The following is a 25,352-nucleotide window of genomic DNA, read 5'->3' on the forward strand; positions in this document are numbered from 1 at the left end:
AGGGAACCTCGCGCTCAGGCCCGTGTCGGCCTCGTTCCTACGCCAGCAGCCCGACCTCCGCGAGGAAGCGAGACGGCTGCCTCGGAGCGCGCGCACCCCCGCCGACACCGGAGAGCCGCAGCACGTCTCGCGCACGGGTGAACGCGACGTAGGCGAGACGCCGTTCCTCCTCGATGGCGGCCTCGTCGACGGCGTGGGCGATCGGCAGCACCCCCTCGCTCATACCGACCACGTGCACCATCGACCACTCGAGCCCCTTCGCGGCGTGGATGGCGCTGAGCGTCACGGCCTCCATCGTGGGTTCGTGCTGGGTGCGTTGACGTGCGAGCAGCTCGTCGCTGAACTCCCGGATGCCGGCACCCGGCGGCATCTCGTCCACGAGCGCGAGCAGCGCGCTGAGCGCTTCCCAGCGTTCCCGCGCCGCAGCGCCCTCGGGCGCCTTCTCGGTCCAGCCTCCCGAGCGCAGCACATCGCTCACGATCTGGAACAGCGGCCTCGGGTCCGCGACCTTCGCCTCGCCCCGGATCAGCATGACGGCCTGCCGCACGTCGGCGCGCTCGAAGAACCGCTGCGCGCCATGCACACGGACGCTGATCCCACGTTGCTGCAGCGCCTCCTCGAAACGCGCGGACTGCGCATTCGTCCGGTAGAGGATGGCGATCTCCGAGGACGGGGTGCCCGTACGGATCGCGTCAGCGATCGAGTCGGCCACGGCGGCTGCCTCATCGTGCTCGCTGCCGAACCACTCGAACGTCGGTGCAGCACCGGCGGTGTCCTCGCGCGTCGCCTGCAGCGTGAGCGCGCCGGGCCGGTCTCGCATGAGGCGATTGGCGAGGCGCACCACGGGCTCCTTCGACCGATAGTTGCGCTCGAGCCTGATCTCGCGCGCGTGCGGGTACTCGACCCCGAATCGCAGCAGGTAGGAGCTCGTGGCGCCGGCGAAGGAGTAGATGGTCTGGCTGGCATCGCCCACCACGCAGAGATCGTCGCGGTCCCCGAGCCACACGCGCAGCAGAGCGTGCTGCAGCGGCGAGACGTCCTGGAACTCGTCGACCGTGAAGAAGCGATATCGCTCGCGCACCTGCAGCGCCGCCAGCGGCTCGGTCTCGAGCATTCCGGTGAGCAGCACGAGCACGTCTTCGAAATCGATCTGGCGGCGTTCTTCCAGCAGCGTCGCGTATGCGCGATGCACGTCGACCAGCTGCTCGGGCGTGAGCCCCTGCGGCAGCGGACGATCCTGCACCCGCTCCGCGTAGTCGTCGATGCTCAGCATCGAGGTCTTACGCCACTCGATCTCCGAGGCCGCGTCCCGCAGCGCCTCGCCTCCGAGGCGGAGTCCCATGCTCTCGACGGCCTGCGAGAGGGCCGCGACCTTGCCCGGCAGCACCTGCGGCGCCGCCCCGCCGACCAGCTGCGGCCAGAAATGCCCCAGCTGCGCGAGCGCGGCGCCGTGGAACGTCTGAGCACGCACGCCTTCGGCTCCCAGCCCTCGCAGACGCCCCTGCAGCTCCCCGGCCGCCTTCCGGGTGAACGTCACGGCGAGCACACGATCGGGCGCGTACACTCCGCTGCGCACCCCGTGCGCGATGCGATGGGTGATCGCCCGGGTCTTGCCGGTCCCTGCTCCCGCCAATACGGCGACGGGCCCGCGCAGGCACTCCGCGATCTCGCGCTGCTCCGGGTCGAGGTCGGCGAGGATCGCATCGGTGTCAGTCGCCATGCGCGCCCTCCGCCACCCAGCGGTCGATCATCCATCGGGCGATCGAGAGGGGCATCGGCAGCGTGATGCCCGGCCCCGGACTGCGCAGCTCGTCACGGCTGAACCACCGCAGCTCCGAGATCTCCTCGGGGTCGGGGTTCAGGTCGAGCGGGTCCGCGTCAGCCGCGAGGCGCGCCCGGAATCCGAGCATGAGCGACCGGGGGAACGGCCAGGGCTGCGAGGTCACATACCGGATGTCGCTCAGGCGCACCCCCGACTCCTCGAACACCTCTCGGGAGACCGCCTGCTCCAGCGACTCACCCGTCTCCACGAACCCGGCGAGCAGCGAGAACCTTCCGCTCTCCCACAGCGCGTTCGATCCGAGGAGCACCCGGTCCTCGTGCTCGATCAGCACGATCACTGCGGGGTCGGTGCGGGGGAAGTGCTCGCCCCCGTGCCCGTCCCGTCGCATCCAGCCGCCGAGCCCGGGCTCGGTGAGGCTCCCGTCTCGCGGGGAGAACCTTGATGACTCGTGCCAGCGGATGAGCCCGAATGCGACGGAGATCATCTCCCGCTCGTACTCGGGGAGCCTGTCGGCGATCTCGAACGGGTGCCGCCATTCCTCCCCCGGAACCTCGACACTTCTTTCGGAGTCGTGCTCGGCGATCAGCGTCGCGAAGACCGGGTCGCCCTCGGCTCTCCCGAGATAGAGGTGAGTCGCGCGCAGATCGTGATCGGCTTCCTCGAACTCGCCGTCCGTGGCGATCAGCGCGAGGCGCGGTTCTCCCTCGCCGGTCGCGGGGCCGTCGATGATCGGGATCTCGACTCCCCGCACGCGCAACAGCTTCGCGGAGGGTTCGCGCCACGCCGACCTCAGACGCTCGATGTCGGCACGGGTCTCAGCGTCGCGGTCGAGAGCGCTTCCAGCGAGCGGAGGGTAATCGACGATCATCGCGTTTCCTCTCTTGAAGGAGCGCAGGGCCTGTGCTGCGCGGTCCCTCGAAGTTGCCTGCGGTGTGCCGTTCGGTGCGCGTGGCGCGGCGTGAGAGACCGCCCTCGTGCATACCCTGAATACATGGCCACCATTCCCTTCACTCTAGCCGCGCTCGCGACTTCGGCCGTACCGGGCCTGGCTGTATTCGGCGTGCGCGCGCACGAGGGCGACGAGAGCTTCGCCTCAGCCGTGGTAGCGAGCGCCGATGCCGAACTGCTCGTCCGGGTGCCTCGCACGCAGGCCGCCGAGGTCCAGCAGTCGGCCGAGTTGCTGGGGATCGCCGCGCTCACCGAGGGGCCGCGCAGCAGACTGCCGTTCGACGTACCCGAGACGCTCGGAATGACCCGGGCAGGCGACACGCGCGCTGTGGTGTCGACGATGCTCAGCGGAGAGAGCTTCGAGGCGGAGGATCTCTCCGATGACGCCCTGCTGTTGCAACCCGTCGCGGAGGCGATCGGCGCGATTCACGATCTGCCGACGAGCGTGGCGCAGAACGGCGGGCTCCCGGTGCGCAGCGCCCAGGACCTGCGGCTGCTGACCACCCGCCTCATCGACCGCGCCGAGATGACCCGGATGCTGCCGGAGACGGTTCTGCGTCGCTGGCAGCAGACCGTCGAGGCAGCCTCGGTCTGGGACTTCACGCCCACCGTCGTGCACGGATCGCTGGACGCGGAGCAGATACTGGTCGAGGAGGACCGGGTCACCGGGGTACTGGGCTGGTCCGAGCTCTCGGTGGGTGATCCGGCCTCGGATCTCGCGTGGTTGCTCGCCGCCGGTCCCGAGGTGCTCGATGCCGTGCTCGCCCGCTATGCGCGGAACCGCAACACGGGTTCGCTCTCGCACCTGCGCGTGCGCGCAGCGCTGTACCACGAGCTGGAGGTCGCCCGCTGGCTGCTGCACGGCGTGGACTCCCACGATCAGGCCGTGATCGACGACGCCGTGGGCATGCTCGACCGTATGGTGGGATCTTCGGGTGCGCTCGGGGCGGCAGTGTTCGCCGCGAGGAGCCGGTCCCCGTTGGGCGAGTCGGAGGTGTCGGCTCTGCTCGACGAGACTCCCGAGGTCGTCGATCATCTCTCCGACACCGCGGCCTACGAGGCACTCGACGAGGATCGCATGTTCGGTGTCGACACGGACTTCATCGAGCCGCTCGGCGATGACGACGGAACGCAGACGGGCTCCGGCGGTGCGGACGTGTCAGACGGTTCGGACGACTCGGGCGGTTCGGAGCTCCTGACAGAGCCCCTCGCCGATCAGCAGACCGAGCCCATCGACCCGAACGAACTGCCGGATGCACCGGACGCGTCACGCGCTCCGGATGATCCGGATGCGCCTGGACGGCCTGAAGCTCCCGGCGCCCCGGAGAAGCCCGTCGGCTGAGCTCCCTCACGGAGCGCTCCGCACGCGAGCCGCTGCCTCCCTCCAGATCCGCTCGAGTTCGTCGAGACTGCGCGGGTCGTTGCCGCTCAGCTCGATGCCCTCGGCCACGTAGAACAGCGAGACGTCGATGCGCTCCGGAGCGATGCCCGCCCACTGCGCGTAGGCGTGACGATAGAGGTCGAGCTGGAAGAAACGGCTCTCTCGCTCGGCCTCGGTGCGGGGCGACCTGCCCGCCTTCCAGTCGACGATCTCGAAGCGCTCGATCGCATCGGAATCGGCGTCGATGCGGTAGACCGCGTCGAGCTTGCAGACGAGGGTGCGGCCGGCGAACGGCAGCGTGACCTCCTGCTCCACGGCGATCGGCCGCAGCTGCGCCCAGCGCGATCGCTCGAACTGCTCGATGAGGGGCCGCAGCTCGGCTTCGCCGTCGAATTCGGCCAGGTCGGGCTCCCACCCCTCGAGATCGAGCCCCGTGAGCGGCAGCGCGGTGCCCTGCGCGGTGGTCGAGCGCCGTTCGACCCACTCGTGGAACCGGTTGCCGATGCGGGTGCGCCGATAGGGGCGCTGCGGCACGGGTCGGAGTCGCCGGCGCTCGGCTCGCTCCGGGTCCTCGATGAACTCGTGGAAGGTCGATGCGGTGATCCGCTCGGGCAGATCCTGATCAGCGGGGCGCCCCGCGGCGTCGTCTGCAGCGGATCCCGTGCCTCCGGCTGGACGCGCACCCGAAACGGCGCCCGAGCCTGCACCGTGATTCATCGCGGAGCGACGCTCCGCGAGCAGCAGTCGAACGGTCTCGTCGAGCTCGGGATCGTCGAGCGGATCCGCGTCTCCGTCGGCGGTGTCGATCGCGCCGCGCACGGCTTCTGCGGCTCGCATCACCGCGGCCTCGCGGTCGCCGAGCGGGTCCAGCGGCCACTGCAGCGTGAGCTCGTCGAGCTCGCTGGGATCGTTCTCGTATGCGCTCTTCTCAGGCAGCCCGGAGATGAGGCCCGCCTGCTCGAGCTCCACGAGATAGGGGGACGGATCGCGCGGCCGGGTCTGTCCGCCCCAGAAGGAGCCGCTGAGCAGCAGCCGGTTTGCTGACCGGGTGACGGCCACGTACGCGAGCCGTCGCTCCTCTTCCTGGTGCCGCTGTTTCAGCTCGTCTCGGTAGTCCGCGATGCGGTCGCGCAGCTCCTGCTGCGTATCCGCGATACGCCAGTTCAATTCGGGGCGACCCGATGCGTCTCCGCGCAACTCGTCCGGGAGCTCGCCGGTGCGCAACCATCCCGCCCCGCTTCTCGGAGTCCCGGGGAACTCCCCCGCGACCAATCGCGGCACGGCCACCAGATCCCACTCCAACCCCTTCGCACCGTGCGCGGTGATGAGCTGCACCGTGCCGGGCGCCGGCGCTGCGACGTGCTCAGCCGTCTCATCGGATTCGATCGCGCGTTCGATCCATTCGAGCAGCGAGGCCAGGGTGCCGCGGCTATCGACCGCGAGGTAACCCTCGACGAGTTCGGTGAAGATGTCGAGGTTGGCGTGAGCGGCCGAACCGCCGGCGCTCTCACGAGTTTCGTTGGCGTCGAGCTCGATGTCGAGCCGGAGCGCCTGCACCGTCGAGCCGATCAGTTCTGAAATGCTGCCGCCGACCCCCTGCCTCAGTCCGGCGAGCATACGGCCCGCCTCGCGAAGCCGCTCGCGTCCGACCTCGCTGATGCCTCGCAGCGCCGCGTGATCGAGTTTGCGCATGGTGGCGATCTGGTCGAGGGCGTCGATGAGCGTGAAGCGACGATCGGGATCGGGCAGCACGCTGTCGTCCTCACGGTCCTCCTCGCTGAGGGGTTGGTGAGCGACGTCGCGCTCCCCGAACCACCTCGCCGCGTCGCGCAGTCCCGCGACATCCGCGACGCCCACACGGAATCGAGGGCCGGTTAGCAGCCTGATGAGGTCGCTGCCGGCGTCGGCGTACCAGATGCAGCGCAGCGTGCTCACCACATCGGTGACCTCGGGGGTGGTGAGGAGCCCGCCGAGCCCGATGATGCGGTTCGCGACCCCGGCCTCCGTGAGCGCAGCGGAGAAGGCCGCCATCGGGCTCCGCTTGCGGAAGATGACCGCCGCGGTCGGCAGCTCGCCGCGCTCCACGAGATGGGCTTCCCGTGCGTTCCGCATCCATTCCGCGACGGCTACGCGCTCCTCGTGGGCGGTCTCGGGGTAGCACCAGTCGATACTCCCCTGCTCTGCACCCGGACGCGGCGAGAGTGCTGGCACCTCGATAGCGGCGTCGGCGGCGAGTGGCGCGGCGATGACGTTCGCGGCGTCGAGCACCAGGTCGGGGTTGCGCCAGCTGGTGGACAGCGTGAGCGTCGTGGGCGGGGCGGCGGGGGGCTCGGATTCGCGGCCCCGAGCCCGGAAGTCGGAGTGGAAGGATTGCAGACCTTCGGCCGACGCGCCCCGCCAGCCGTAGATCGACTGATGAGGATCGCCGACCGCCATCACCGAGGCCCCCGCGAAGATGCGGGAGAGGAATCGCGTCTGCCCGACGGAGGTGTCCTGCACCTCGTCGAGCAGCACGACGCGGTGCCTGCGGCGGAGTATCGGCACGGCATCGGCGGAGCGTTCGAGCGCGAGAGTCGCGAGCGCGAGCTGGTCGGAGAACTCGATGACCCCTCGACGCTGCTTCTCGGCGGCGTACTCGCGGGCCAGCCGTGTGATGAGCGGTGTCTCGGCGAGGCCGGCCACGGCATCGCGAACCGGTGCGTACACCTTCCCGCTCGGCTCGCCTCCTCGCTCCTTCTCGTTGTAGGGAAGGTGGATCGCACGAGAGAACTCCTCGACGACCCGGTCGACCCGGTCGAGCGACGTGAGATTGTCGGCGACGGCGTGGTCGATGTTCAGCAGATGGCGTATGAGCTGCGGCAGGCTCAGTTCACTCGTCGCGAGCTGCGGGTCGCGGCTCGCGATCACGGTCTCCCGCGCGATGCGCCAGGCGGTCGCCTCGTCGATCACGGCGACGCCGGGTGCGATCCCCGCAGCCGCTCCGAACTCCTGCAGCACCCCTGCCGCGAAGGAGTTGTAGGTGCTCACGTCGGGGATGTCGAGACCGTCTGCGAGCTGCTCGCAGAGGGTGAGGGATCGTTCGTGCTCTCTCGGGGAGAGCATCCGTCGCTCGGCCGCGTCTCGCAATCGCTCGGCGAATGCCGCGAGCCGACCGGAGATCCGTTCGCGCAACTCACCCGCGGCTTTGCGGGTGAAGGTGAGACCGAGTACCTGATCGGGCTCGACGAGCCCGTTGGCGATGAGCCACACCACCCGGTTGGCCATGGTCTCGGTCTTGCCGCTCCCTGCCCCCGCTACGACGAGCGTGCTGCCGCCGAGCGGATGCTCGATCACCGCGCGCTGCTCTGCCGTGGGCACGAGGGCGGGCTTCGGCGGGACCGCCAGGAGCTCGGCGATGCGGGAGGCTGAGAACACGGGCGGCTCCGGATTCATGGGTGCGTTCGCGATGGAGGTCATGCCCGGCTCACCGCCGGGATGATGTGGAGTCGGCAGTCGCCCGGCTGGTGCGGATCCGAGCAGTGGTGCTCGACGCGGGCGGTGAATTCGCCGGCCGCCATGACCCCCGCGATATCGACGACGCGCTGCCGCAGCAGACTCATGGTCTCTTCCGAGATCGGCTGCTGCACCCGCTCGACGTAGTCCGCGCGTTTGGTCGCGTCGGGGTGGACGTAGAGCAGACGGGCTCCGCCGCTCCGAGTGCCCGGGGGAAGCGTCCCCTCGGCGAGTTCGAAGGCGTCGAGCGCCACCCCGAGCTGGTATGCCTGCAGCTGGACGTGCTCCTCGGCCCCGGCTTTGCTCGGCGGGGTGCGCCCGGTCTTCAGGTCGAGCACCGTCACCTCGTACGTGCCGTCCGGCAGAGCCGTCATCTCGAGCCGGTCTGCCATACCTCGCAGGACCGCTCCCTCGAGCGGGACCGCGAAGGGCGTCTCCCGTCCGATCAGCGATCGATCCGATCCCTCGAATGCGCTCAGGTAGGCGGCGAGACTCTCGGTCATCGCGCGGGCGACTCGCTCGGCGCGCACCGACTCCCACTCCGCCTCGAACGGCAGCTTGCTCCACTCCGCCTTCACGGCGTCGAGCATCGCCTCGGCATCGGCTTGCTGCGCCGTCTCGAGAGCGTGGTGAACCAGCGTTCCGAGGCTCGCCTGCACGCTGCCGCGGCCGCCCCCGAGGCTCGCGATCGCCCAGTCGAGAGGGCAGGTCTCGGCCCGCTCGAGGTGCGACGGGCTGACGGGCACCCTGCGTTCGGGGTCTACACGCGCATCTGCACCCGCGTGCCCACCCGCAGCCGTGTCTGCATCGGGGTCGATGCCCGCCCCCGATCCCGCGCCCGGGGCCTCCCCCGCCTGCGTTTCGAAGAGCGGAGCCGTGGTGCTGGGAGGCAGCACTCCGTACCATTCATCCGGCGCGGCCCCCGCGACGCCGTCGCGGGCGAGCGCTGCCAGCGAGGCGCGCGCCTGCCCGTCAGCGGGGTCGAGCGCGAGTCGTCGGCGCATCTCCGCGACGGCACCGCGCAGAGTGAGTCTGGTGCTGGGCAATCCCTCGCGCAGATGCTCTCTGCCGAAGCCGAAGAACGGACTCGGATGCTGCTCTTCATCGGAGACGGCCACCACGAGCAGTTCGACTTTCGCGCGGGCGCAGCTGTGGGCGAACAGCCTGAGCTCGTCATGCATCGTGTCCCTGCGCGAGGGCGGCAGCGCCTCGCCTCCCCGAAGCCAGCGCTCAAGGGCGGCGGTGCCGAGCAGCGAGCCGCGGGCACGCAGGTTCGGCCAGGCGCCGTCTTGCACGCCGATCACCGACACCACGGCGAACTCGCGACCGATCGCGCCCTGCGGCGTCGTGACCGTGACCGCGGACCGCTCGCTGCGATGAGCGAGCGAATCCTCGGGTACCGCGCTCAGCAGCAGATCCTCGAGTAACTCTTCGACGGGCTGCGCGCTGTCCTGCTCTTCATGACGCTGCAGCGCGAAGAAGAGGCCCATCACCGCGTCGAGCGACCGATGTGCCTCGTCGGCTCGGGCACCTCGCGCGTCGAGCGCCTCGTTCTGCCATTGCTCGGCGAGCCGAGTGCCCTCCCACAATGCCCACAGCGTCTCGCGCGCCGTGCCGCCCGCCTCGGAGCTGCGCACGGCAGCCTGGATGATGAGACCGATGCGGCGCAGTGCCCGGCCTCCCGAGCTATCGATGACGGGCCGCTCACCGGGGAAGGCGACCGCCTCGAGCACGAGCTCGTCGATGCCGCGGACCTCGCGCTGCTCGGCGCGCGCCTCTCGACGCTCCTCCAGCAGCAGAGCCCACCGCAGACGCCTGATCGCGACGGGATCGAGGCCGCCGATCACGCCCCCCGCCAGGCGCAGCACGTCGTCGCCGGTGAGCGCTGAGAACCCGAGCGCGTGCTGCAGCAGCCTGATCAGCTCACGGACGATCTGGTGCTCCCGCAGCACGATGCCGCCCGCTGCCACCCCCGTGGGCACCTGGTGCACCGCGAGCGCGCGCGAGACCCGCGACGCCTCCGAGCGGCTTCGGCAGATGACGGCCATCTCGCCCCAGTCCGTGCGAGGCTCACCGTTCAGACCGAGATGCCGTGCGCGCAGACGGTGCGCGATGACTCCCAACTGCTCGGCGGGCGACCCCGCCACCGCGAACTCCACCGACCCCGATTCAACGTGAACACTGCGGGCCGAGCGCTGCTCCCCCGCCCCGGCCGCGCCGATCCGCGCGGTGAGACCGCCCACGAACTCACGCAACGCCGCACCGTGCCGATGCACCGTGTCGAGCACGACGCACTGCTCGGCCTCCCCGACTCCGGCTCCGTCCGCCCTGCCGCCCGGTGCCCCGCCTCGGCGCTGCAGCTCATCGCCGAGTCTCGCCAGCACGGCGGTACGCTCGCCGTGGAACGCCCCCGTCGCCTCATCGGGATCGCCGAACACCCAGACCCGGCTGCCGACGCTCGCACAGGCCGCCAGCAGCGCAAGCTCGCCCTCCCCCAGCTCTTGCGCATCGTCGACGAGCAGCAAGCGAGGCACCGCGAACGTGCCCGGAATCGCGACTCCGTCAGCGGTGCGCGCCGATCCCGCGCTTCTCACCGCGGCGGCTGCGGCGCGCAGCAACGCGCTCGAACTCAGCTCCCCCGGCCGCTCGGCCGCGATCTGCCCGGCCACGGCCGAGATGAGGTCGAGGCTCGCGCACCATCGGTCGATCAGCTCGGGCTGCGGCAGTCGCGTGTGCGCCTCGGCCGCCGCCCCCGACCGAATCTCACGCAGGTCGACGGCGAGGCGCGCCGGCTCGAGGTCGAAATCGTCGACCACGCGCCACAGCTCGCGCAGCTCGGCTCGGAACGCCGGACTCTGCAAGACCTCAGGGGGAAGCCCGGGTATGCCCGCCTGCCCTGCCAGACCGCGCTCCACCGTCTCGGCTATCGCCTCGTCTTGCGCAGTGCCCGTCAGCAGTCTCGGGGCCTCGCTCCCCTCGACCGCTGCCGCCCTCGAGAGCACCGCGAAGGCGAGCGAGGTCGAGGTGCGAACCGGAGTGCCTCCGATCGCGCGTGCCGCGCTGCGCTCGACGCGCCCGCGCAGCTCGCCCGCGACCAGCCGATTCGGCGCGATGACCAGAGCGTGATCCTCACCCCACCCTTCTCCGCCGATCACCCGGGTGAACGCCTCGATCAGCACCCGCGTCTTGCCGGTGCCCGGCGCCCCCAGCACTCGAGCATGACGGGAAGGGTCGAGGGCCAGGGCGGCCTGCTGGGACGGGTCGAATGGGAGCATGCGATCACACTATCGAGCGCCTCCGACATTCTTGGGGGCGCCGATGCGCTGACGGCGAACGGCGGCCTTCAGGGCGGCCCCGCCCGATGCCGGAGCCCTAGACTCGGAGAACGGAATCATTCGTGGTCTCGCACCACAGCACCCGAGGAGGCACCCGTGGAAGTTCGTATCGGCATCAAGCACTCGCCCCGTGAGCTCGCGTTCGAGACCGAGGCGAGCGCCGACGAGGTGCGCAGCCTCATCGACGCCGCCATCGAGAAGGACTCCGCTCTCGTGGCGCTCGCCGACACGAAGGGTCGTCAGTACCTGGTCGACACCGATTCGATCAGCTACGTCGAGCTCGGCGGAGAGGGCGGCCGCAAGGTCGGCTTCATCAGCTGAGTCTGCGGCCGACGGGCCGGCATCCCGTTCCCTTCGACGAACTCGGGGAACGGGATACGACGAGTTCTGAGAGCGGATCGGGCCGGAGAACGGCTCCGCTACCGCAGCTCGTCGCGCACCGCGTCGAGCAGGCGATCGGCCACCTCGCGCTTACTGCCGTGCGCCTCGCGAGCGAGTCCGCCGTCGGCGTCGAGCACCAGCAAGCTGTTGTCGTCGCTCTCGAAGCCCGCGTTCCAGCCCACCGCGTTCACAGCCAGCAGGTCGACGCCCTTGCGGGCGAGCTTGCGCCGGCCGCGCTCGAGCAGCTCGGTTCGGCCCGATCCGGTCTCCTCGGCCTCGGATCCTGACGAACCGCCCGCGACGGTCTCAGCTGCGAAACCGACGATCACCTGCCCGGGCCGACGCTCGCGAACCAGCCCGACCAGCACGTCGGGGTTCTCGACGAGTTCGAGCACGGGAGCCTCACCCGGCGAGTCCTCTTTGCGCAGCTTCTGATCCGCGACGTTCGCCACGCGATAATCGGCGACCGCCGCCGCCATGATCACGACCTCCGCTCCGCTCGCCGCCGCGTGGGCCGCCGCCTCGAGCTCGGCCGTCGTGCCGATCGGAACGACGCGCACGGCCGCCCGATCCCGCACCTGCGCGAGCACCGACTCGTCGATGTTGGCGGCCAGCAGCACGACCTTGGCACCCCGATCCGCCGCAGCAGCCGCGATCGCCACTCCCTGCCTGCCGCTCGAGCGGTTGCCGAGGTAGCGCACCGGATCGATCGGCTCCCGAGTGCCGCCGGCGGTGACGAGCACGCGGACACCGTCGAGATCCCTGGCTCCCTCTGTCCCTTCGGCGGGCTCCGCGAGCAGTCGGGCGTCGAACTCCGGCTGCGGGTGGGGGTCGGGATCGGCGGCGGAGTCGTCCGTGGGTTCGGGGTCGGCGCCGCGCGCCGCATCGTCGGGGGTCTCGTGATCGGTCTCGCCGCCCAGCAGGCTCTCGATCACCCGCGCGATCTGCTCGGGCTCGCTCATGCGGCCCGGGCCGCTGTCGTCGCCCGTCAGCCGTCCGCTCTCGGGGCCGACGAAATGCACCCCGCGCGAGCGCAGGATTGCCACGTTGTCCTGCGTCGCGGGGTGCTGCCACATCTCGGTGTGCATCGCGGGCGCGACGAGCACCGGAGCGCGTGTGGCGAGCAGCGTGGTGCCCAGCAGGTCGTCGGCAAGACCCGCGGTCATGCGCGCGAGCGTGTTGGCGGTAGCGGGAGCCACGACCACGAGATCCGCGCGCTGACCCAGCGCGACGTGGCGCACCTCGGGAACGTCCTCGTGCACCGAGGTGGTGACGGGGTGTCGGCTGATCGCCTCCCAGGTCGGTCGGCCGACGAAGCGGAGCGCGTCATCGGTCGGCACCACGTGCACCTCGTGGCCGGCCTCGACGAGCAGCCTCGCCAGCGCGACGGCCTTATAGGCGGCGATGCCGCCGGTCACCCCGAGCACAATGTTCATAGGAACATCCTGCCACGGGCCTCCGACCTTCATCCCCCTCCCGGGGCACAGGATCAGGATCCCGTCCTGATGTCGGATCAGAGTGGACTTCCGATGCCCGACCGTGGTCGGAGCAGGGATCGTGCGGGATCCGGATCACACCCCGCACCGCTCGAGCAGCACCGCGACCTCCATGTGCCGCGTGTGCGGGAACATGTCGAAGACCCGCGCCTCGCGCACGGTGAACGACGGCATCGCCGCGAGGTCGCGAGCGAGGCTCTCGGGATTGCAGCTCGAGTAGACGACGTGCCGGATCCCGGCGCTGCCCTCCAACCACACCGCCAGCTCGACGCCGATCCCGCGCCTCGGCGGGTTCACGATCACGGCCTCCGGCATATCCTCGCGACGCGCGGCTAATGCGAACGCCGTCGCGTCGGCCGCCTCGAAGCGAGCCACGATCCCGGCATCCCGGGCGCTGCGCCTGGCCGAGCGCACCGCGTCCTCGCTGATCTCGACGCCCAGCACGCGACGCACGGGCAGCGCCGCCGTGTCCTCCGCACGGCCCGCGCAGTGCAGCGCGAAACCGCCGACCCCGCAGTAGAGATCCCAGAGGGAGGCGGGATCCGCCCGATCCACCCACGCCGCGGCCTGCGCATACAGTGCGCGAGCGACGGACGTGTTGGTCTGGAAGAAGCTGCGGGGCCGCAGGTGCAGCGCAAGCGAAGATCCCGTTCCCATCGAGAGCGACGACCCGAGCAGCAGTTCCTCGCGCTCGCCCTCGAGCACGGCCTTGTGCTCGGGCAGCAGGTTGACCGACACGACGACCGCGCTCGACACAGCCCGCCGCAGCTGCCCCAGCCGACCGCGGAGCACCTCGAGGGATCGCTCGCTGCGCACCACGAAGCGCAGCATGAGATCCCCGTCGGGCGACGCCGTGACATGCACGAATTTGAGCTCGCCCCGCCGCTTCGGCACGTCGTAGGGAGGGAGGCCGGTCTGCTCGAGGAAGCGCGCGAGATGCGGGATCGCCGCGCGGATCAGGGGCTCCTGGATCAGGCAGTCGCGGAGGTCGACGCCCGAGCCATCGGGCCCGAGGATGCCGAGCGTCACTCTCCCGGGCCGACCGCCGACGACCAGCTTCGCCTTGTTGCGGAAGTCGCGCACGCCGCCCGGCACCGACGGCAGCCAGGCCCGCTCGGGCACATCGGGCAGCAGTTCGCGGCAGCGCTCCTCCTTCTCGCGCAGCTGCTGCGCATAGGGGGTCTCGATGAGCGTGCAGGATCGGCATCGGCCGGCCTCGAAGTAGCCGCAGATCGAGTTGCCGCCGGTCGCGAGCGGAAGAGACGCACGGTCTCCCCTGTCGTCGGCGCCGCTCGGAGCTCCGACGCCGATGGACGGCAGGGGCACGGCCCCGCTCATGCCGTCAGACCGAGACCGTCCATGCGGCGGATGTGATCGGCGATGAGTTCGGTGAACACCGGCTCGACCTCGCTCGCCACGAACGGTCGTCCCTCACTGAGGGCCAGCACGGCACGCGAGACGAGCAGCGTATCGCCCACCAGTCGGCGGCCCCAGAGCGCCAGCCAGCTCGACAGGCCTTCCTCGGCCTCGAGAGCCGCCTGCAGCAGCTCCTTGAGTTCGGCGCGGCCGGTGTCGTCGCGCAGGATCGCGATGGCCTCGTTGCGGTAGCCGTCGCGCAGCCCGCCCGCGAGGCTCGCGAAGAAGTCATCGAAGAGACCGCCGACGAGGTACAGCGAGAGCACGTGCTGGTGCCAGTCCTCAGCGTCGATGCGCTCGACGTACTGCTCGATCACCTGAGCGAAGGGAGCCATCACGACGTGCGGTTCCTCCCCGCGTCGGCGGATCTCCGCGGTGAGCCGCTGATGCTTCGACAGCGTCTGCCCCGCCACGCGCGCGAGCACGTCCTTGGCCTCGAGCGTGGGAGCGCCCGAGACGGCGCGAGTGGCTCCCTCGTAGAGCTCGAGCTGCAGGTAGGACGTCAGACCGAGAAACGGCAGCGCACCCGGAGCGAACTCCGGCAGCTCGACGCGCTCGGTGTCGACGGCATCGCCGCGAGAGCGCATCTTGCGCGCTGGGGCGCTCTTCTTGCGCAGCCCACGGATCCACTCGAACACCCTGTCAGCTTACCGCCGACCGGCGGAGATGCTGGAATAGACTGTGCTCGAACGTATTCATCGCCGGTGACGCAGGAGCACCGGCCGCTGCGCCTTCGTGATTGTGCGCGCAGCTTCGCACTATCGAACAGGACGCAACGTGACGACATTCCTCGAACTCGGCGTCGACCAGGACATGGTCGACGCTCTCACCGAAAAGGGCATCACCGAGGCCTTCCCGATCCAGGAGCAGACGATCCCGCTCGCCCTCACCGGGCAGGACATCATCGGCCAGGCGAAGACGGGCACCGGTAAGACATTCGGCTTCGGGCTGCCGCTGCTGCAGCGCATCGGTGCCGATCCCGAGCCCGGCGTACAGGCGCTCGTCGTCGTTCCCACCCGCGAGCTCTGCGTGCAGGTGTACGAGGATCTCGAACTGGCTGCGAAGAATCGCGGCGCGACCGTCGTGCCGATCTACGGCGGCAAGGCCTATGAGGGGCAGATCGACCAGCTGAAGGCCGGAGCCCAGATCGTCGTCGGCACCCCGGGTCGTCTGCTCGACCTCGCGAGCCAGCGCCTGCTCGACCTCGGCAACGTGCGCGAGATGGTGCTCGACGAGGCCGACAAGATGCTCGATCTCGGCTTCCTCGCCGACATCGAGAAGCTCTTCTCGAAGACCCCGCCCACCCGTCACACCATGCTGTTCTCGGCGACCATGCCCGGCACGATCGTCACACTCGCGCGCCGCTTCATGTCGAAGCCGATCCATATCCGCGCCAGTGACCCGGACGAGGGCGCTGCGCAGGCCAACATCGAGCACATCATCTACCGCGCCCACTCCCTCGACAAGGACGAGGTGATCGGCCGCATCCTGCAGGCCGAGGGCCGCGGCAAGACCGTGATCTTCATGCGCACGAAGCGCGCGGCGGCGAAGCTGCAGGAGGAGCTGAACGATCGCGGCTTCAACGCGGCCTCGGTGCACGGCGACCTCAACCAGGATCAGCGCGAACGCGCGATGGCCTCGTTCAAGGCGGGCAAGAAGGACATCCTCATCGCCACCGACGTCGCGGCCCGCGGCATCGACGTCGACGACGTCACGCACGTCATCAACCACACCGTCCCCGATGATGAGAAGACTTATCTGCACCGCGTCGGGCGCACCGGCCGCGCGGGCCGCACCGGTATCGCGGTGACCTTCGTCGACTGGGACGACCTGCACAAGTGGGCCCTCATCGACAAGGCCCTCGGCTTCGGCGTCCCGGAGCCGGTCGAGACCTACTCGTCGTCGCCGCACCTCTTCTCCGACCTGAACATCCCCGAGGGCTCGAAGGGCCGGCTCAAAGCCACGCCCGTGAAGGAGCCCGCCGCCGCGCGCGGGTCGCGCCGCGAGTCGTCGGGCCGCCCATCCGAGGGCGGTTCCGCCGAAGAACGAGGCGAGGGACGCTCGCGCAACCGCCGCCGCACCCGCAGCGCGAATCCGCGCGGGGGCGGGCGCCACGAGGCGCACGGCCATGAGGGGCACGGTCACGACCTCGAGGGACGCAGCGAGCCCGGCACATCGAACGACGCGCCGACGGGCGAGGGCCAGGCCCCCGCGCGGCGCCGTCGTCGTCGCCGCCGCGGTGGTTCGCAAGTCGCGGCCGACGGCGGTGCAGCGGGTGCGACCCCCGACACCGCTACCGAGTAACAGGTCCGCTCGGCTCGGCACCGGAGCCGCCATCTGCTCCGACATCTGCTCAGGCTCCGGCATCCGCTCGAAAAACGGGAGTCCCATTCTGCTGCTTCCCTCCCCAGGGAAGCAGCAGAATGGGACTCCCGTTTTCGCAAGAGCGCCAAGAGCGCCGAGAGATCAGTGCGGCGTCGCGAGGCCGGCGCGCAGCCGTTCCACGAGCGCGGGATCGGTCGTGCGCTCGCCCAACCGGTTCGGCTTGCCCGCTCCGTGATAGTCGCTCGCCCCGGTCACCGCGAGCTCCAGCTCGGCGGCGGTCTCGGCGAGGGCAGGCACCCAGTCGGCACGGTTCTCGGGGTGTTCGAGCTCGACCGCCCACAGCCCCGCAGCCGCGATCTCTAGCAGCTCGCGAGCAGAGGTCGGCGTCCGCTGCCTGAACGCGGCCGGGTGCGCGAGCACCGCCGCTCCGCCGGCCGCGTTCACGAGACGAATCGCCTCGACCGTCTCGATGGCGTACGTTCCGAGGTAGTAGGGCGAACGCGGATGCAGGATCTCGGCGAAGGCCGTGCTGCGATCTGCGAAGTACCCCGCGGCGACGAGCGCGTCCGCGATGTGGGGCCGGCCGACGGTGCGAGCGTCCTCTTCACCCACGACCGCGTCCCAGGTGATCGCGTAGTTCGCCGAGAGTCGTCGTACCATCTCCCGCGCCCGTCCCAGGCGGGAGCTGCGCACCTCGGCGAGGGCCTCGAACAGTTCACCGGCTGCCGGGTCGATGCCGTATCCCAGCAGATGCCTGGATCTGCCGTGGTGCTTCGTGGTGATCTCGATGCCGGGTAGGAAGCCGACGCCGACGGCGCGGGCGGCCTCGCGGGCCTCCTCCCAACCGTCGACCGTGTCGTGGTCGGTCAGGGCGAACCCGGCGAGGCCGAGTTCTGCGGCCTCCCGGGCGATCTCGCCCGGCCGCATCGTGCCGTCCGAGAATACGGAGTGGGTGTGCAGGTCGTACCCGTCGCTCCCGGTCGCTTCCGCCATTCCTTCATTCTACGAGGTCGCGCCCCGCGCTTCGGGCGGGCACCCCGTCGGGGCACCCGCCCGGAGCAGCGCTCCCGTCGCCGCCCTACTGAGCCGTGTAGCCGCCGTCGACGAGGTGGTAGCTGCCGGTGATGAACGACGCGGCGTCGCTCGCGAGGAAGCCGACCAGGTTGGCGACCTCCTCTGCCTTGCCGAGTCGGCCGACGGGGTGCAGTGCGACGAGCGCCGCCTTCTGATCCGCATCCATCTGAGCGAGCAGCGGAGTGTCGATGTACCCCGGGCCCACCGAATTGATGCGCACCCCCTGCTCGGCGTACGCCAGGGCGGCCGCCTTCGTGAAGCCGACGACGCCGTGCTTCGTCGCGACGTAGGCCGGCGAGTACGGGGTGCCGACGCTGCCGAGGATCGAGGCGAGATTCACGATCGAACCGCCGCCGTTCTCGAGCATCGGCTTCACCTGCGCGCGCGTGTTGCGGAAGACCGCGGAGAGGTTGATGTCGAGCACCCGGTCCCAGCCGTCGTCGGGATAGTCGCCCGTGGGGGCGGCAGGGCCGCCGATACCCGCGTTGTTCACACCGATCTTCAGGGGTGCGAGCGCCTCGGCCGCCGCGACGGTGGCCTCGATCACGTCCGTCGCCCCGGCATCGCCCGCAACCGCGACCGCGGTGCCGCCGGCCGCCTCGATCTCCGAGACGACAGCGTTCGCGGCGTCCTCGTTCAGGTCCTGCACGACGACCTTCGCGCCGTTCGCGGCCAGCAGCAGGGCAACGGCCTTGCCGATGCCCGATCCCGCGCCCGTCACGATCGCCGAGCGGTCCGCAACGTCGTATGTAGCCATCCTGGTCCCTCTTCCTGTCGTACCCGTCGGAGTCGCCGCCCCGGTCGGGCCGGACGACGCCCTCAGGCTACGCCTCGAGATTGGCATCGCACCCAGCCCCGAGTGGGAGAATGGAGAGATGACCGAGAGCGCGCAGACCACCCACGAGGTGGAGATCGACAACAGCAACCGCAGCACCACACCGCGGAGCGACACGTTCCTCGACTACATCTCATCGCACTGGGCCGATCGCCCCGAGGTCATCCCCTCCCCCTGGCCCGTCGCCCCCTTCGCCGCGCAGCGCCGGGAGGCCCTGGCCCGGCAGTTCGCGGGCGAGCGCCTGGTGATCCACGCCGGGGCGATGAAGCAGCGCTCGAACGACACGTTCTACCAGTTCCGCGCCCACAGCGCCTTCGCGCACCTCACGGGCTGGGGCGCCGAGAGCGAGCCGGGTTCGATCCTCGTGCTCGACCCGGCGGCCGACGGCCACGAGGCCACGCTCTACTTCCGTGAGCGAGCCGGGCGCGACAGCGACGAGTTCTTCGCCAATCCCGAGATCGGCGAGTTCTGGATCGGCGCGCGCCCCTCGTTGGCTCAGGTGGCCGGCGCGCTGGGGATCCGCACCGCCCCGATCGCCGATTTCGTCTCGGGCGAGGGCGACCGCGTCATCGGCCGCGGTGCGCTCGGCGGCGAAGACGCGGGATCCGCGTCCGCCGAGGACGCCGAGCTCGCCCGCGCCGCCTCCGAGCTGCGCCTCATCAAGGATGAGTTCGAGCTGGCGGAGATGCGGGCGGCGGTGGATTCGACCGCGAAGGGCTTCGCGGAGGTGCTCGCCGCGCTGCCGCAGGCGAGCGCGCACCCCCGCGGAGAGCGGATCGTAGAGGGCGTCTTCAACCAGCGCGCCCGTCTCGACGGCAACACGGTCGGCTACGAGACCATCGCGGCCTCGGGCCCTCACGCGTGCACCCTGCACTGGATCCGCAATGACGGCCCCGTGCGTCCGGGTGATCTGCTGCTGCTCGATGCCGGCGTCGAGCTCGACAGCCTCTACACGGCCGACATCACCCGCACCGTCCCGGTGTCGGGCGTGTTCTCCGAGGTGCAGCGGCGCGTCTACGACGCCGTGCTCGAGGCCGCCGACGCCGCGCGCGCCATCGTGCGCCCCGGCATCCGCTTCGGCGATGTGCACGACGCCGCGATGGCGGTGATCGAGCGCCGCACCCGCGAGTGGGGCCTGCTGCCCGAGGACGACGGCACTGCCTACCACCGCCGCTACATGGTGCACGGCACGAGCCACCATCTCGGACTCGACGTGCACGACTGCGCGCAGGCCCGTCGCGAGATGTACCTCGACGGCGTGCTCGCTCCGGGCATGGTGTTCACGATCGAGCCCGGTCTGTACTTCCAGCCCGACGACCTGACGGTGCCCGAGGAGTTCCGGGGCATCGGCGTGCGCATCGAGGACGACATCGTGGTGACGGCCGACGGCTGCGTGAACCTGTCGGCGGGGATCCCGCGCACCGCCGACGAGGTCGAGGCCTGGATCCGCGCGGCCCAGGCGTAGGCGAGGGATCCGCTTCCCCTCGCGAGCGCCCAGCTCCTCGGGGTACCATCGGGTTTCGATGTCACACGTTTCCGCCCGGCAAGGGGTCTCCCGCTGGTCCCGCTTTCTCGGGACCGGCGCCGCGGCGACCGTCGTGGTGCTGCTCGGTTCGGCGGCACTGGCGCCCTACTCGATCTCGATGGCGTTCGCCGCCGACGGCAGCGGCGCGTTCGGGCAGCGGCAGCAGCGGCTCGAGGCGGCCGACGCCGCAGTCGCCCTGCTCGACACGAGCGTCGAAGCGGCGGACACCTCGGCCGCGGGGTCGGGCAAGTCGGCGGGCGCCGGGGGCGCGCGTTCCGCGGCCCTCTACACCCTCGAGCAGTTCATGTTCACCGGGGCGGTCAACTGGGGCGGCTACAAGTTCACGTTCTACAGCGAGCAGGTGCTGCCGGGCCCGGGGCTCGCCATCCCCGGCCGCCACGTGAACGCCGACGGCTACGTGAGCGATGCCGACGGCTACATCGTGCTCGCCGGCTCCCACCCGAAGGGCACGGTCTTCGACACCCCGTTCGGCTATCAGGGCAAGATCTACGACCGCGGAACGTTCGGCAACCACCTCGACGTGTACATCCGCTGATTCGGGCTCGCCGAGCCGTCCTCCGGCCGCCGAGTCCGCTTCCGATCCGCACGGCGGGAAGCAGAATCGACGGCGAGGGGTCGAGTCGGCGGTGAGAGGCAGGATCGACGGCGACGAGCGCGTGCTACGCCTCGATACCGTCGATATAGATCCAACGCCCAGCCGCGTCACGGGCGAACCTGCTGCGCTCGCGCAGCTCGAAGCGCCCATCCGGCCCTCGCCCCACCGCGGTGAAGGCGACCTGGCCGGTCTGGTCGTCGAGGCCGCCCGCAAACGTGTCCCGGATCAGCAGCCGCCGCCACTCGAGCTCGGCGTCGAGCTCGAGCTCAGCCGGCCGGGTCTCGGGGTCCCAGGTCTCCATCAGGTACTCCGCGTTCCCGAGAGCGAACGCGCTGTAGCGGGAGCGCATGAGCCGCTCAGCCGTCGGCGCGGCGGCGCCCGCATGGAACGGCCCGCAGCACTCCTCGTAGGGCACGCCGCGTCCGCAGGGGCAGGGGTCCTCGTCCGTCATGCCCTTCAGCCTACCGATGGGCTCTCAGATGGGCTCTCACGATCCCGAACCGCTCAGCGCAGCACGCCGAGCTCGCGCGCCGCGGCGACGGCGGCGGTGCGGGTCGACACGCCGAGCTTGTCGTAGACGTGCACGAGGTGGGATTTCACGGTCGCGTCGCTGATGTGCAGCGCGGCGGCGATCCCGCTATTCGTCTCGCCGGCCGCGACCAGCCCGAGCACCTCGATCTCGCGTGCACTGAGACTGACCGCCGGGGCGCGCAGTCTCGCGAGCAGCCGCCCCGCGATCGCGGGTGCGAGCGCGCTCTCGCCGGCAGCCGCCGCGCGCACCGCGGCTACGAGCTCGTCGGGCGGCGCGTCCTTCAGCAGGTAGCCGCTCGCGCCCGCCTCGACGGCGCTCAGGATGTCGCCGTCCGTGTCGTAGTTGGTGAGCACGAGCACCGCGGGCGGATCGGCCTGCGCCCGGATACGGCGCGTGGCCTCGGCTCCCGTGCCCGCCGCCGCCCCGAACTGCAGATCCATGAGCACCACGTCGGGACTGAGGCTCGTGGCAAGCACCACGGCGGATTCGGGATCCGCGGCCTCCCCCGCGATCTCCAGATCGGCCTCGCCCTCGAGCAGCGCGCGCACGCCGGCGCGCACGACGGGGTGGTCGTCGGCCAGCAGGATCCTGATCATCGCGCTCCCTCCCCGTCGCGGCCGCCGGTCGGAGCACCGGGAACCGCCACGGCCACCCGCAGTGTCGTGCCCATCCCGGGCGCCGAGTCGATCTCGAGAGCGCCCCCGAGCTGTTCCGCGCGCTCGGCGATCGCGCGCAGCCCGAAGGAGTCGCGGCCGGTGCCGTGAGCAGCGACGCGCTCGGGATCGAAGCCGACGCCGTCGTCGCGCACCGTCAGCACCACCTCTCCGCCGGCATCCGCGAGCGAGAGGTCGACCCGATCGGCGCCGGAGTGCCTCACGGCGTTCGACACGGCGCCCTGCGCGATCCGCAGCAGCGCGCTCTGCACATCCATCGGCAGCGCCACGTCGGTCTCCTTCGCGGTCACCTCGATCCGCAGGCCGCTGCGCCGCTCCTGCTCCCTCGCGAGCCGACGCAGAGCCGCGGCGAGTCCGTCGTCGAGGCCGGCAGGGGTCAGCTCCCTGATGAACCTTCGCGTCTCGGCGAGGCTCTCGGCGGCGGTCTCCCTCGCGAGGCGCACGTGCCGAAGTGCGGCGCCGTGCGGAGCATCGCGCTCGGCGGCGTGCAGCAGCATCTGGATGCTCGACAGGCCCTGCGCGACGGTGTCGTGGATCTCCCGCGCCAACCGCGCCCGCTCGGCGAGCGCCCCCTGCTCGCGCTCGGTCTCGGCCAGGCGCTCCCGGGTGGCCAGCAGTTCCTCGACCAGCTGCTCCCGCTCCCGTGCCTCGGCCGCGAGCGCGCGGTAGCCGAGGCCGATGAGGATCGCGACTCCCGCTCCGATCAGCGGCCCGAGCACCCCGCCGACGCTGAACCCGTGGTGGATCCCCAGCGCGCCGACGGCGATCGAGGTGCCGGCGACGACCGCGGTGACGCCCGCGGCCCCGGGCAGCACGTGCAGGTACAGGAAGAACATCGGGAACACGAGGTAGGCGCCGTCGGGCGCGATCCAGACCAGCGCCGCCCAGAGCAGCGTGAGCGCCAGGATCCAGATCGGCGCGGCCCATCGCGCCGCGACACGACCGCGAGCGCCGAGCGGGCCCGGCCTCCCCGGGCCACCGCTGCGCGACGCCGTCGCGGCACCGACCAGGTAGAGCCCGACGAAGAGCACCGCGAGCGCGAGCACCCACGGCCATCGGGGCTCGTGGAGCACGACTGCGCGCACCACTGCGAACGCCGCGAGCGCGATGAGCAGGGCGTGCAACCCGAAACGCAGCCCGGCGAACACGGGGGTGAGCGTGGTGCGGTGGGACATCGCCTCTCAGGCTAGGCCACCGGGGCGCCGGCTCGCATCAACCGAAAGTTCGATCGGCGGGGTCCGGAGGGTGCAGCGGGGAACCGCCCCGGCGGGCGATGCTGTCGGACCGCCTCGAGCGGAGGCTGGATACCGGGCCGCGATCCTCGTTCGGGCGGCCCGGAGAGGAAGATCGTGTTCGTCGCCTGGAGAGACCTGCGGTTCGCCCGCGGCAGATTCATGCTCATCGGGGCCGTCGTGGCCCTCATCACCCTGCTCGTCGGCTTCCTGTCCGGCCTCACGGGAGGGCTGGCCGCGCAGAACGTGTCGGGTGTGCTCGCGTTGCCGGGCGACCGTCTCGTGCTGCAGGACGCATCGGGCGAGGGCGCGAGCTTCGCGACCTCGGCGCTCCCCGAAGACACCGTCGACGCGTGGCGGAGCGCACGGGGAGTGGAGGCGGCGCTCCCGGTCGGCATCGTGCAGTCGCGGGCGGAGACCTCGGGTTCCTCTTCCCCGACCGGCGTGGCGCTGTTCGGCGTGCCGCGGTCGGCGGGCGGGAATGAGGGATCGGGGGCCGATCAGAACGCGCTCGTCGCGCTGGCCCCCTCCCACGATCACGAGGTCGGGCTCTCCGCCGGCGCGGCGCGGGACCTCGACGCCGCGGTCGGCGACTCGGTCACCATCACGGGCGAGGAATACCGCGTCTCGACCGTCGGCGGCGATGCGTGGTACAGCCACACGCCGGTGGTGGTGATGGCGCCCGACGCGTGGGCCGAAGCAGACGAGCGCGTCGGCGGCAGCGGCGAGCCGACCGTACTGGCCGTCTCGGGCGATCCCGACTGGGATGCCGTCGCGGAGCGCACCGGTACAAGCGCCGAGAGCCCCCTCTCGAGTCTCGCCGCGCTCGAGACCTTCCGCTCCGAGATCGGTTCGCTCGGCCTCATGATCGCGATGCTGTTCGGCATCTCGGCGCTCGTGGTCGGCGCCTTCTTCACGGTCTGGACCATGCAGCGCTCGGCCGACGTCGCGGTGCTGCGGGCCCTCGGCGCGACGACCGGGTCGCTCGTGCGCGACGCGCTCGGCCAGGCGCTCACGGTGCTCGCCGCCGGGATCGGCGTCGGGCTCGCCGCGGTGGTCGGGCTCGGCGCGCTCGCCGGATCCGCCCTCCCCTTCCTCCTGAGCCCGCTCACCACCCTCGCCCCGGCCGCCGTGATGGCCGTGCTCGGGCTCGCCGGAGCCGCGTTCGCGCTCCGCTCCGTCACCTCGTCCGACCCCCTCACCGCCCTCGGGAGCCACCGATGATCCAGTTGCACGACGTCACCCTCACCTTCCCCGACGGCGACGGACGCGTCACCGCGCTCGACCGCGTCTCGCTGACAGCGCCCGCCGGCCGCGTCACCGGCATCACAGGCCCCTCCGGCTCGGGCAAATCGAGCCTGCTCGCCGTCGCCGCCGCGTTGATCCGCCCCGACTCGGGGCGAGTGATGATCGGCGACGTCGACGCGGCACGGCTGACCGCGGGCGAGGCTGCCGCACTGCGCCGCGAGCGCATCGGCATCGTCTTCCAGCAGTCGAACCTGGTCCCCTCGCTCACCGCGCGCGAGCAGTTGCTCGTGATGGCGGAGCTCGGCGGGCGGGGCGGGTTCGGCGCGGCGGGATCGCGGCGCCGCTCCGCGGTCCGCGACCGAGCCGACGGACTGCTCGCGGCAGTCGGCCTCGAGGCGCAGCGGGATCGGCGACCGCATCAGCTCTCCGGCGGACAGCGGCAGCGCGTCGCGATCGCCCGGGCCCTCGTGCACGCTCCCGAGACCCTGCTCGTGGACGAGCCGACGAGCGCGCTCGACCGGGAACGCGGATCCGAGATCATGGAGCTCATCGGTCGGCTCACGCGGGAGCGCGGCACGGCGACGCTGCTCGTCACGCACGATCTGGTGCACGAGCGATGCCTCGACGAGCTGGTGACGGTCGTCGACGGGCAGGTCGACGAGCGGATCCACGCTCCGTCAGCAGCCTGAACGCGCGGCGCATCCGATCGCTCCCCGACGCGCCGCACGCGACGGCGCCGACGTCGGGATAGGATGGAGGCATCGCGTGCGCCGTGGGCGCCGCCCCAGCATCACGACATTCGCGAGGAGACACCGTGAAGATCCGCACCCGCATCGCCGCCGCCGTGACCGCAGCTCTTGCCTCGGTCTTCGTCGCGGCCCCCGCTTTCGCCCACGACGGCCACGAGCACGAGTCGATGTTCTCGAGCGCGGGCCAGCCCGTCGACGTCGTCGCAGTGTCGATCGTCGGCGTGGTGCTGCTCGCCGTGGTGCTCATCGGTTCGACCCTCGTGGGAAACCTGTTCGAGAAGAAGAAGTAAGCGTCTTCGCACGGCAGAAG

The 25,352-nt window shown here is 70.9% G+C and carries 20 protein-coding genes; 8 read left to right on the forward strand and 12 right to left on the reverse strand.

Translation table 11 applies throughout. The annotated features are described in order from the left end of the window. Nucleotides 1–37: 37 nt before the first annotated feature. Both AC0KXF_RS02545 and nudC read right to left on the reverse strand, forming a co-directional pair. Nucleotides 38–1,720, reverse strand: a complete 1,683-nt coding sequence (locus tag AC0KXF_RS02545; protein ID WP_473107701.1) for an ATP-dependent helicase — start codon at nucleotides 1,718–1,720, stop codon at nucleotides 38–40. Next, entirely contained in the window at nucleotides 1,710–2,651 is a 942-nt protein-coding gene (gene nudC, locus AC0KXF_RS02550; protein ID WP_473107702.1) for an NAD(+) diphosphatase, read from the reverse strand. Before nudC ends, AC0KXF_RS02545 begins: the two co-directional genes overlap by 11 nt. Nucleotides 2,652–2,774: 123 nt before the next feature. Between nudC and AC0KXF_RS02555 the strand changes: the two genes are divergently transcribed. Beyond that, on the forward strand, nucleotides 2,775–4,073 hold the full coding sequence (locus AC0KXF_RS02555; protein ID WP_473107703.1) for a phosphotransferase: 1,299 nt from the start codon (nucleotides 2,775–2,777) through the stop codon (nucleotides 4,071–4,073). 6 nt (nucleotides 4,074–4,079) lie between these two features. Here AC0KXF_RS02555 and AC0KXF_RS02560 read toward each other — a convergent pair whose 3' ends face one another. Together AC0KXF_RS02560 and AC0KXF_RS02565 are read right to left on the reverse strand one after the other, a co-directional pair. Then, entirely contained in the window at nucleotides 4,080–7,568 is a 3,489-nt protein-coding gene (locus AC0KXF_RS02560; protein WP_473107704.1) for an ATP-dependent DNA helicase, read from the reverse strand. Continuing rightward, nucleotides 7,565–10,879, reverse strand: coding sequence for a PD-(D/E)XK nuclease family protein (locus tag AC0KXF_RS02565; RefSeq protein WP_473107705.1), 3,315 nt, complete (start codon nucleotides 10,877–10,879; stop codon nucleotides 7,565–7,567). Before AC0KXF_RS02565 ends, AC0KXF_RS02560 begins: the two co-directional genes overlap by 4 nt. Nucleotides 10,880–11,035: 156 nt before the next feature. Here AC0KXF_RS02565 and AC0KXF_RS02570 point away from each other — a divergent pair, with 156 nt between their 5' ends. Continuing rightward, complete coding sequence (locus AC0KXF_RS02570; RefSeq protein ID WP_223044295.1) at nucleotides 11,036–11,260, forward strand: DUF3107 domain-containing protein; 225 nt, start codon at nucleotides 11,036–11,038, stop codon at nucleotides 11,258–11,260. A gap of 98 nt (nucleotides 11,261–11,358) precedes the next feature. Here AC0KXF_RS02570 and AC0KXF_RS02575 read toward each other — a convergent pair whose 3' ends face one another. The 3 genes from AC0KXF_RS02575 to AC0KXF_RS02585 all read right to left on the reverse strand — a co-directional run bounded on the left by AC0KXF_RS02575 (nucleotide 11,359) and on the right by AC0KXF_RS02585 (nucleotide 14,870). Continuing rightward, complete coding sequence (locus tag AC0KXF_RS02575) at nucleotides 11,359–12,756, reverse strand: bifunctional phosphopantothenoylcysteine decarboxylase/phosphopantothenate synthase (RefSeq protein ID WP_473107706.1); 1,398 nt, start codon at nucleotides 12,754–12,756, stop codon at nucleotides 11,359–11,361. 135 nt (nucleotides 12,757–12,891) lie between these two features. Then, a complete protein-coding gene (locus AC0KXF_RS02580; protein WP_473107707.1) occupies nucleotides 12,892–14,154 on the reverse strand; it encodes a class I SAM-dependent methyltransferase in 1,263 nt (420 codons plus the stop codon). Further along, nucleotides 14,151–14,870 carry a ferritin-like fold-containing protein gene (locus AC0KXF_RS02585; RefSeq protein WP_473107708.1) on the reverse strand — a complete coding sequence of 240 codons (720 nt, stop codon included), beginning with the start codon at nucleotides 14,868–14,870 and terminating at the stop codon, nucleotides 14,151–14,153. Before AC0KXF_RS02585 ends, AC0KXF_RS02580 begins: the two co-directional genes overlap by 4 nt. Nucleotides 14,871–15,045: 175 nt before the next feature. Here AC0KXF_RS02585 and AC0KXF_RS02590 point away from each other — a divergent pair, with 175 nt between their 5' ends. Continuing rightward, nucleotides 15,046–16,536: a DEAD/DEAH box helicase gene (locus AC0KXF_RS02590; protein WP_473107892.1), complete on the forward strand. Its 1,491-nt coding sequence runs from the start codon at nucleotides 15,046–15,048 to the stop codon at nucleotides 16,534–16,536. 162 nt (nucleotides 16,537–16,698) lie between these two features. Here AC0KXF_RS02590 and AC0KXF_RS02595 read toward each other — a convergent pair whose 3' ends face one another. Together AC0KXF_RS02595 and AC0KXF_RS02600 are read right to left on the reverse strand one after the other, a co-directional pair. After that, the gene (locus AC0KXF_RS02595) at nucleotides 16,699–17,550 is read right to left on the reverse strand and encodes a PHP domain-containing protein (protein ID WP_473107709.1); all 852 of its coding nucleotides are present in this window, start codon (nucleotides 17,548–17,550) and stop codon (nucleotides 16,699–16,701) included. A gap of 85 nt (nucleotides 17,551–17,635) precedes the next feature. Continuing rightward, nucleotides 17,636–18,388 (reverse strand): SDR family NAD(P)-dependent oxidoreductase, encoded by a 753-nt coding sequence (locus AC0KXF_RS02600; protein WP_473107710.1) that lies wholly within the window; start codon nucleotides 18,386–18,388, stop codon nucleotides 17,636–17,638. A 118-nt stretch (nucleotides 18,389–18,506) separates the two neighbouring features. On the opposite strand from AC0KXF_RS02600, the gene AC0KXF_RS02605 reads away from it, so the two are divergent. Together AC0KXF_RS02605 and AC0KXF_RS02610 are read left to right on the forward strand one after the other, a co-directional pair. After that, a complete protein-coding gene (locus AC0KXF_RS02605) occupies nucleotides 18,507–19,931 on the forward strand; it encodes an aminopeptidase P family protein (protein ID WP_473107711.1) in 1,425 nt (474 codons plus the stop codon). 58 nt (nucleotides 19,932–19,989) lie between these two features. Continuing rightward, nucleotides 19,990–20,547 carry a hypothetical protein gene (locus tag AC0KXF_RS02610; protein WP_473107712.1) on the forward strand — a complete coding sequence of 186 codons (558 nt, stop codon included), beginning with the start codon at nucleotides 19,990–19,992 and terminating at the stop codon, nucleotides 20,545–20,547. A 124-nt stretch (nucleotides 20,548–20,671) separates the two neighbouring features. Here AC0KXF_RS02610 and AC0KXF_RS02615 read toward each other — a convergent pair whose 3' ends face one another. Genes AC0KXF_RS02615 through AC0KXF_RS02625 form a run of 3 tightly spaced genes read right to left on the reverse strand, consistent with a single transcriptional unit; the run spans nucleotide 20,672 to nucleotide 22,988 of the window. After that, nucleotides 20,672–21,058, reverse strand: coding sequence for a YchJ family protein (locus tag AC0KXF_RS02615; RefSeq protein WP_473107713.1), 387 nt, complete (start codon nucleotides 21,056–21,058; stop codon nucleotides 20,672–20,674). A 53-nt stretch (nucleotides 21,059–21,111) separates the two neighbouring features. After that, complete coding sequence (locus AC0KXF_RS02620) at nucleotides 21,112–21,735, reverse strand: response regulator (RefSeq protein WP_473107714.1); 624 nt, start codon at nucleotides 21,733–21,735, stop codon at nucleotides 21,112–21,114. Further along, nucleotides 21,732–22,988 (reverse strand): sensor histidine kinase, encoded by a 1,257-nt coding sequence (locus tag AC0KXF_RS02625; RefSeq protein ID WP_473107715.1) that lies wholly within the window; start codon nucleotides 22,986–22,988, stop codon nucleotides 21,732–21,734. Before AC0KXF_RS02625 ends, AC0KXF_RS02620 begins: the two co-directional genes overlap by 4 nt. 174 nt (nucleotides 22,989–23,162) lie before the next feature. Here AC0KXF_RS02625 and AC0KXF_RS02630 point away from each other — a divergent pair, with 174 nt between their 5' ends. The 3 genes from AC0KXF_RS02630 to AC0KXF_RS02640 all read left to right on the forward strand — a co-directional run bounded on the left by AC0KXF_RS02630 (nucleotide 23,163) and on the right by AC0KXF_RS02640 (nucleotide 25,332). Then, nucleotides 23,163–24,269 (forward strand): ABC transporter permease, encoded by a 1,107-nt coding sequence (locus AC0KXF_RS02630; protein WP_473107716.1) that lies wholly within the window; start codon nucleotides 23,163–23,165, stop codon nucleotides 24,267–24,269. Beyond that, nucleotides 24,266–24,982: an ABC transporter ATP-binding protein gene (locus AC0KXF_RS02635; RefSeq protein ID WP_473107717.1), complete on the forward strand. Its 717-nt coding sequence runs from the start codon at nucleotides 24,266–24,268 to the stop codon at nucleotides 24,980–24,982. The genes AC0KXF_RS02630 and AC0KXF_RS02635 overlap by 4 nt, the downstream gene beginning before the upstream one ends. A gap of 125 nt (nucleotides 24,983–25,107) precedes the next feature. Further along, nucleotides 25,108–25,332: a hypothetical protein gene (locus tag AC0KXF_RS02640; protein WP_223044310.1), complete on the forward strand. Its 225-nt coding sequence runs from the start codon at nucleotides 25,108–25,110 to the stop codon at nucleotides 25,330–25,332. The last annotated feature ends 20 nt before the right edge of the window (nucleotides 25,333–25,352 follow it).

The organism is Leucobacter holotrichiae (assembly GCF_055791005.1).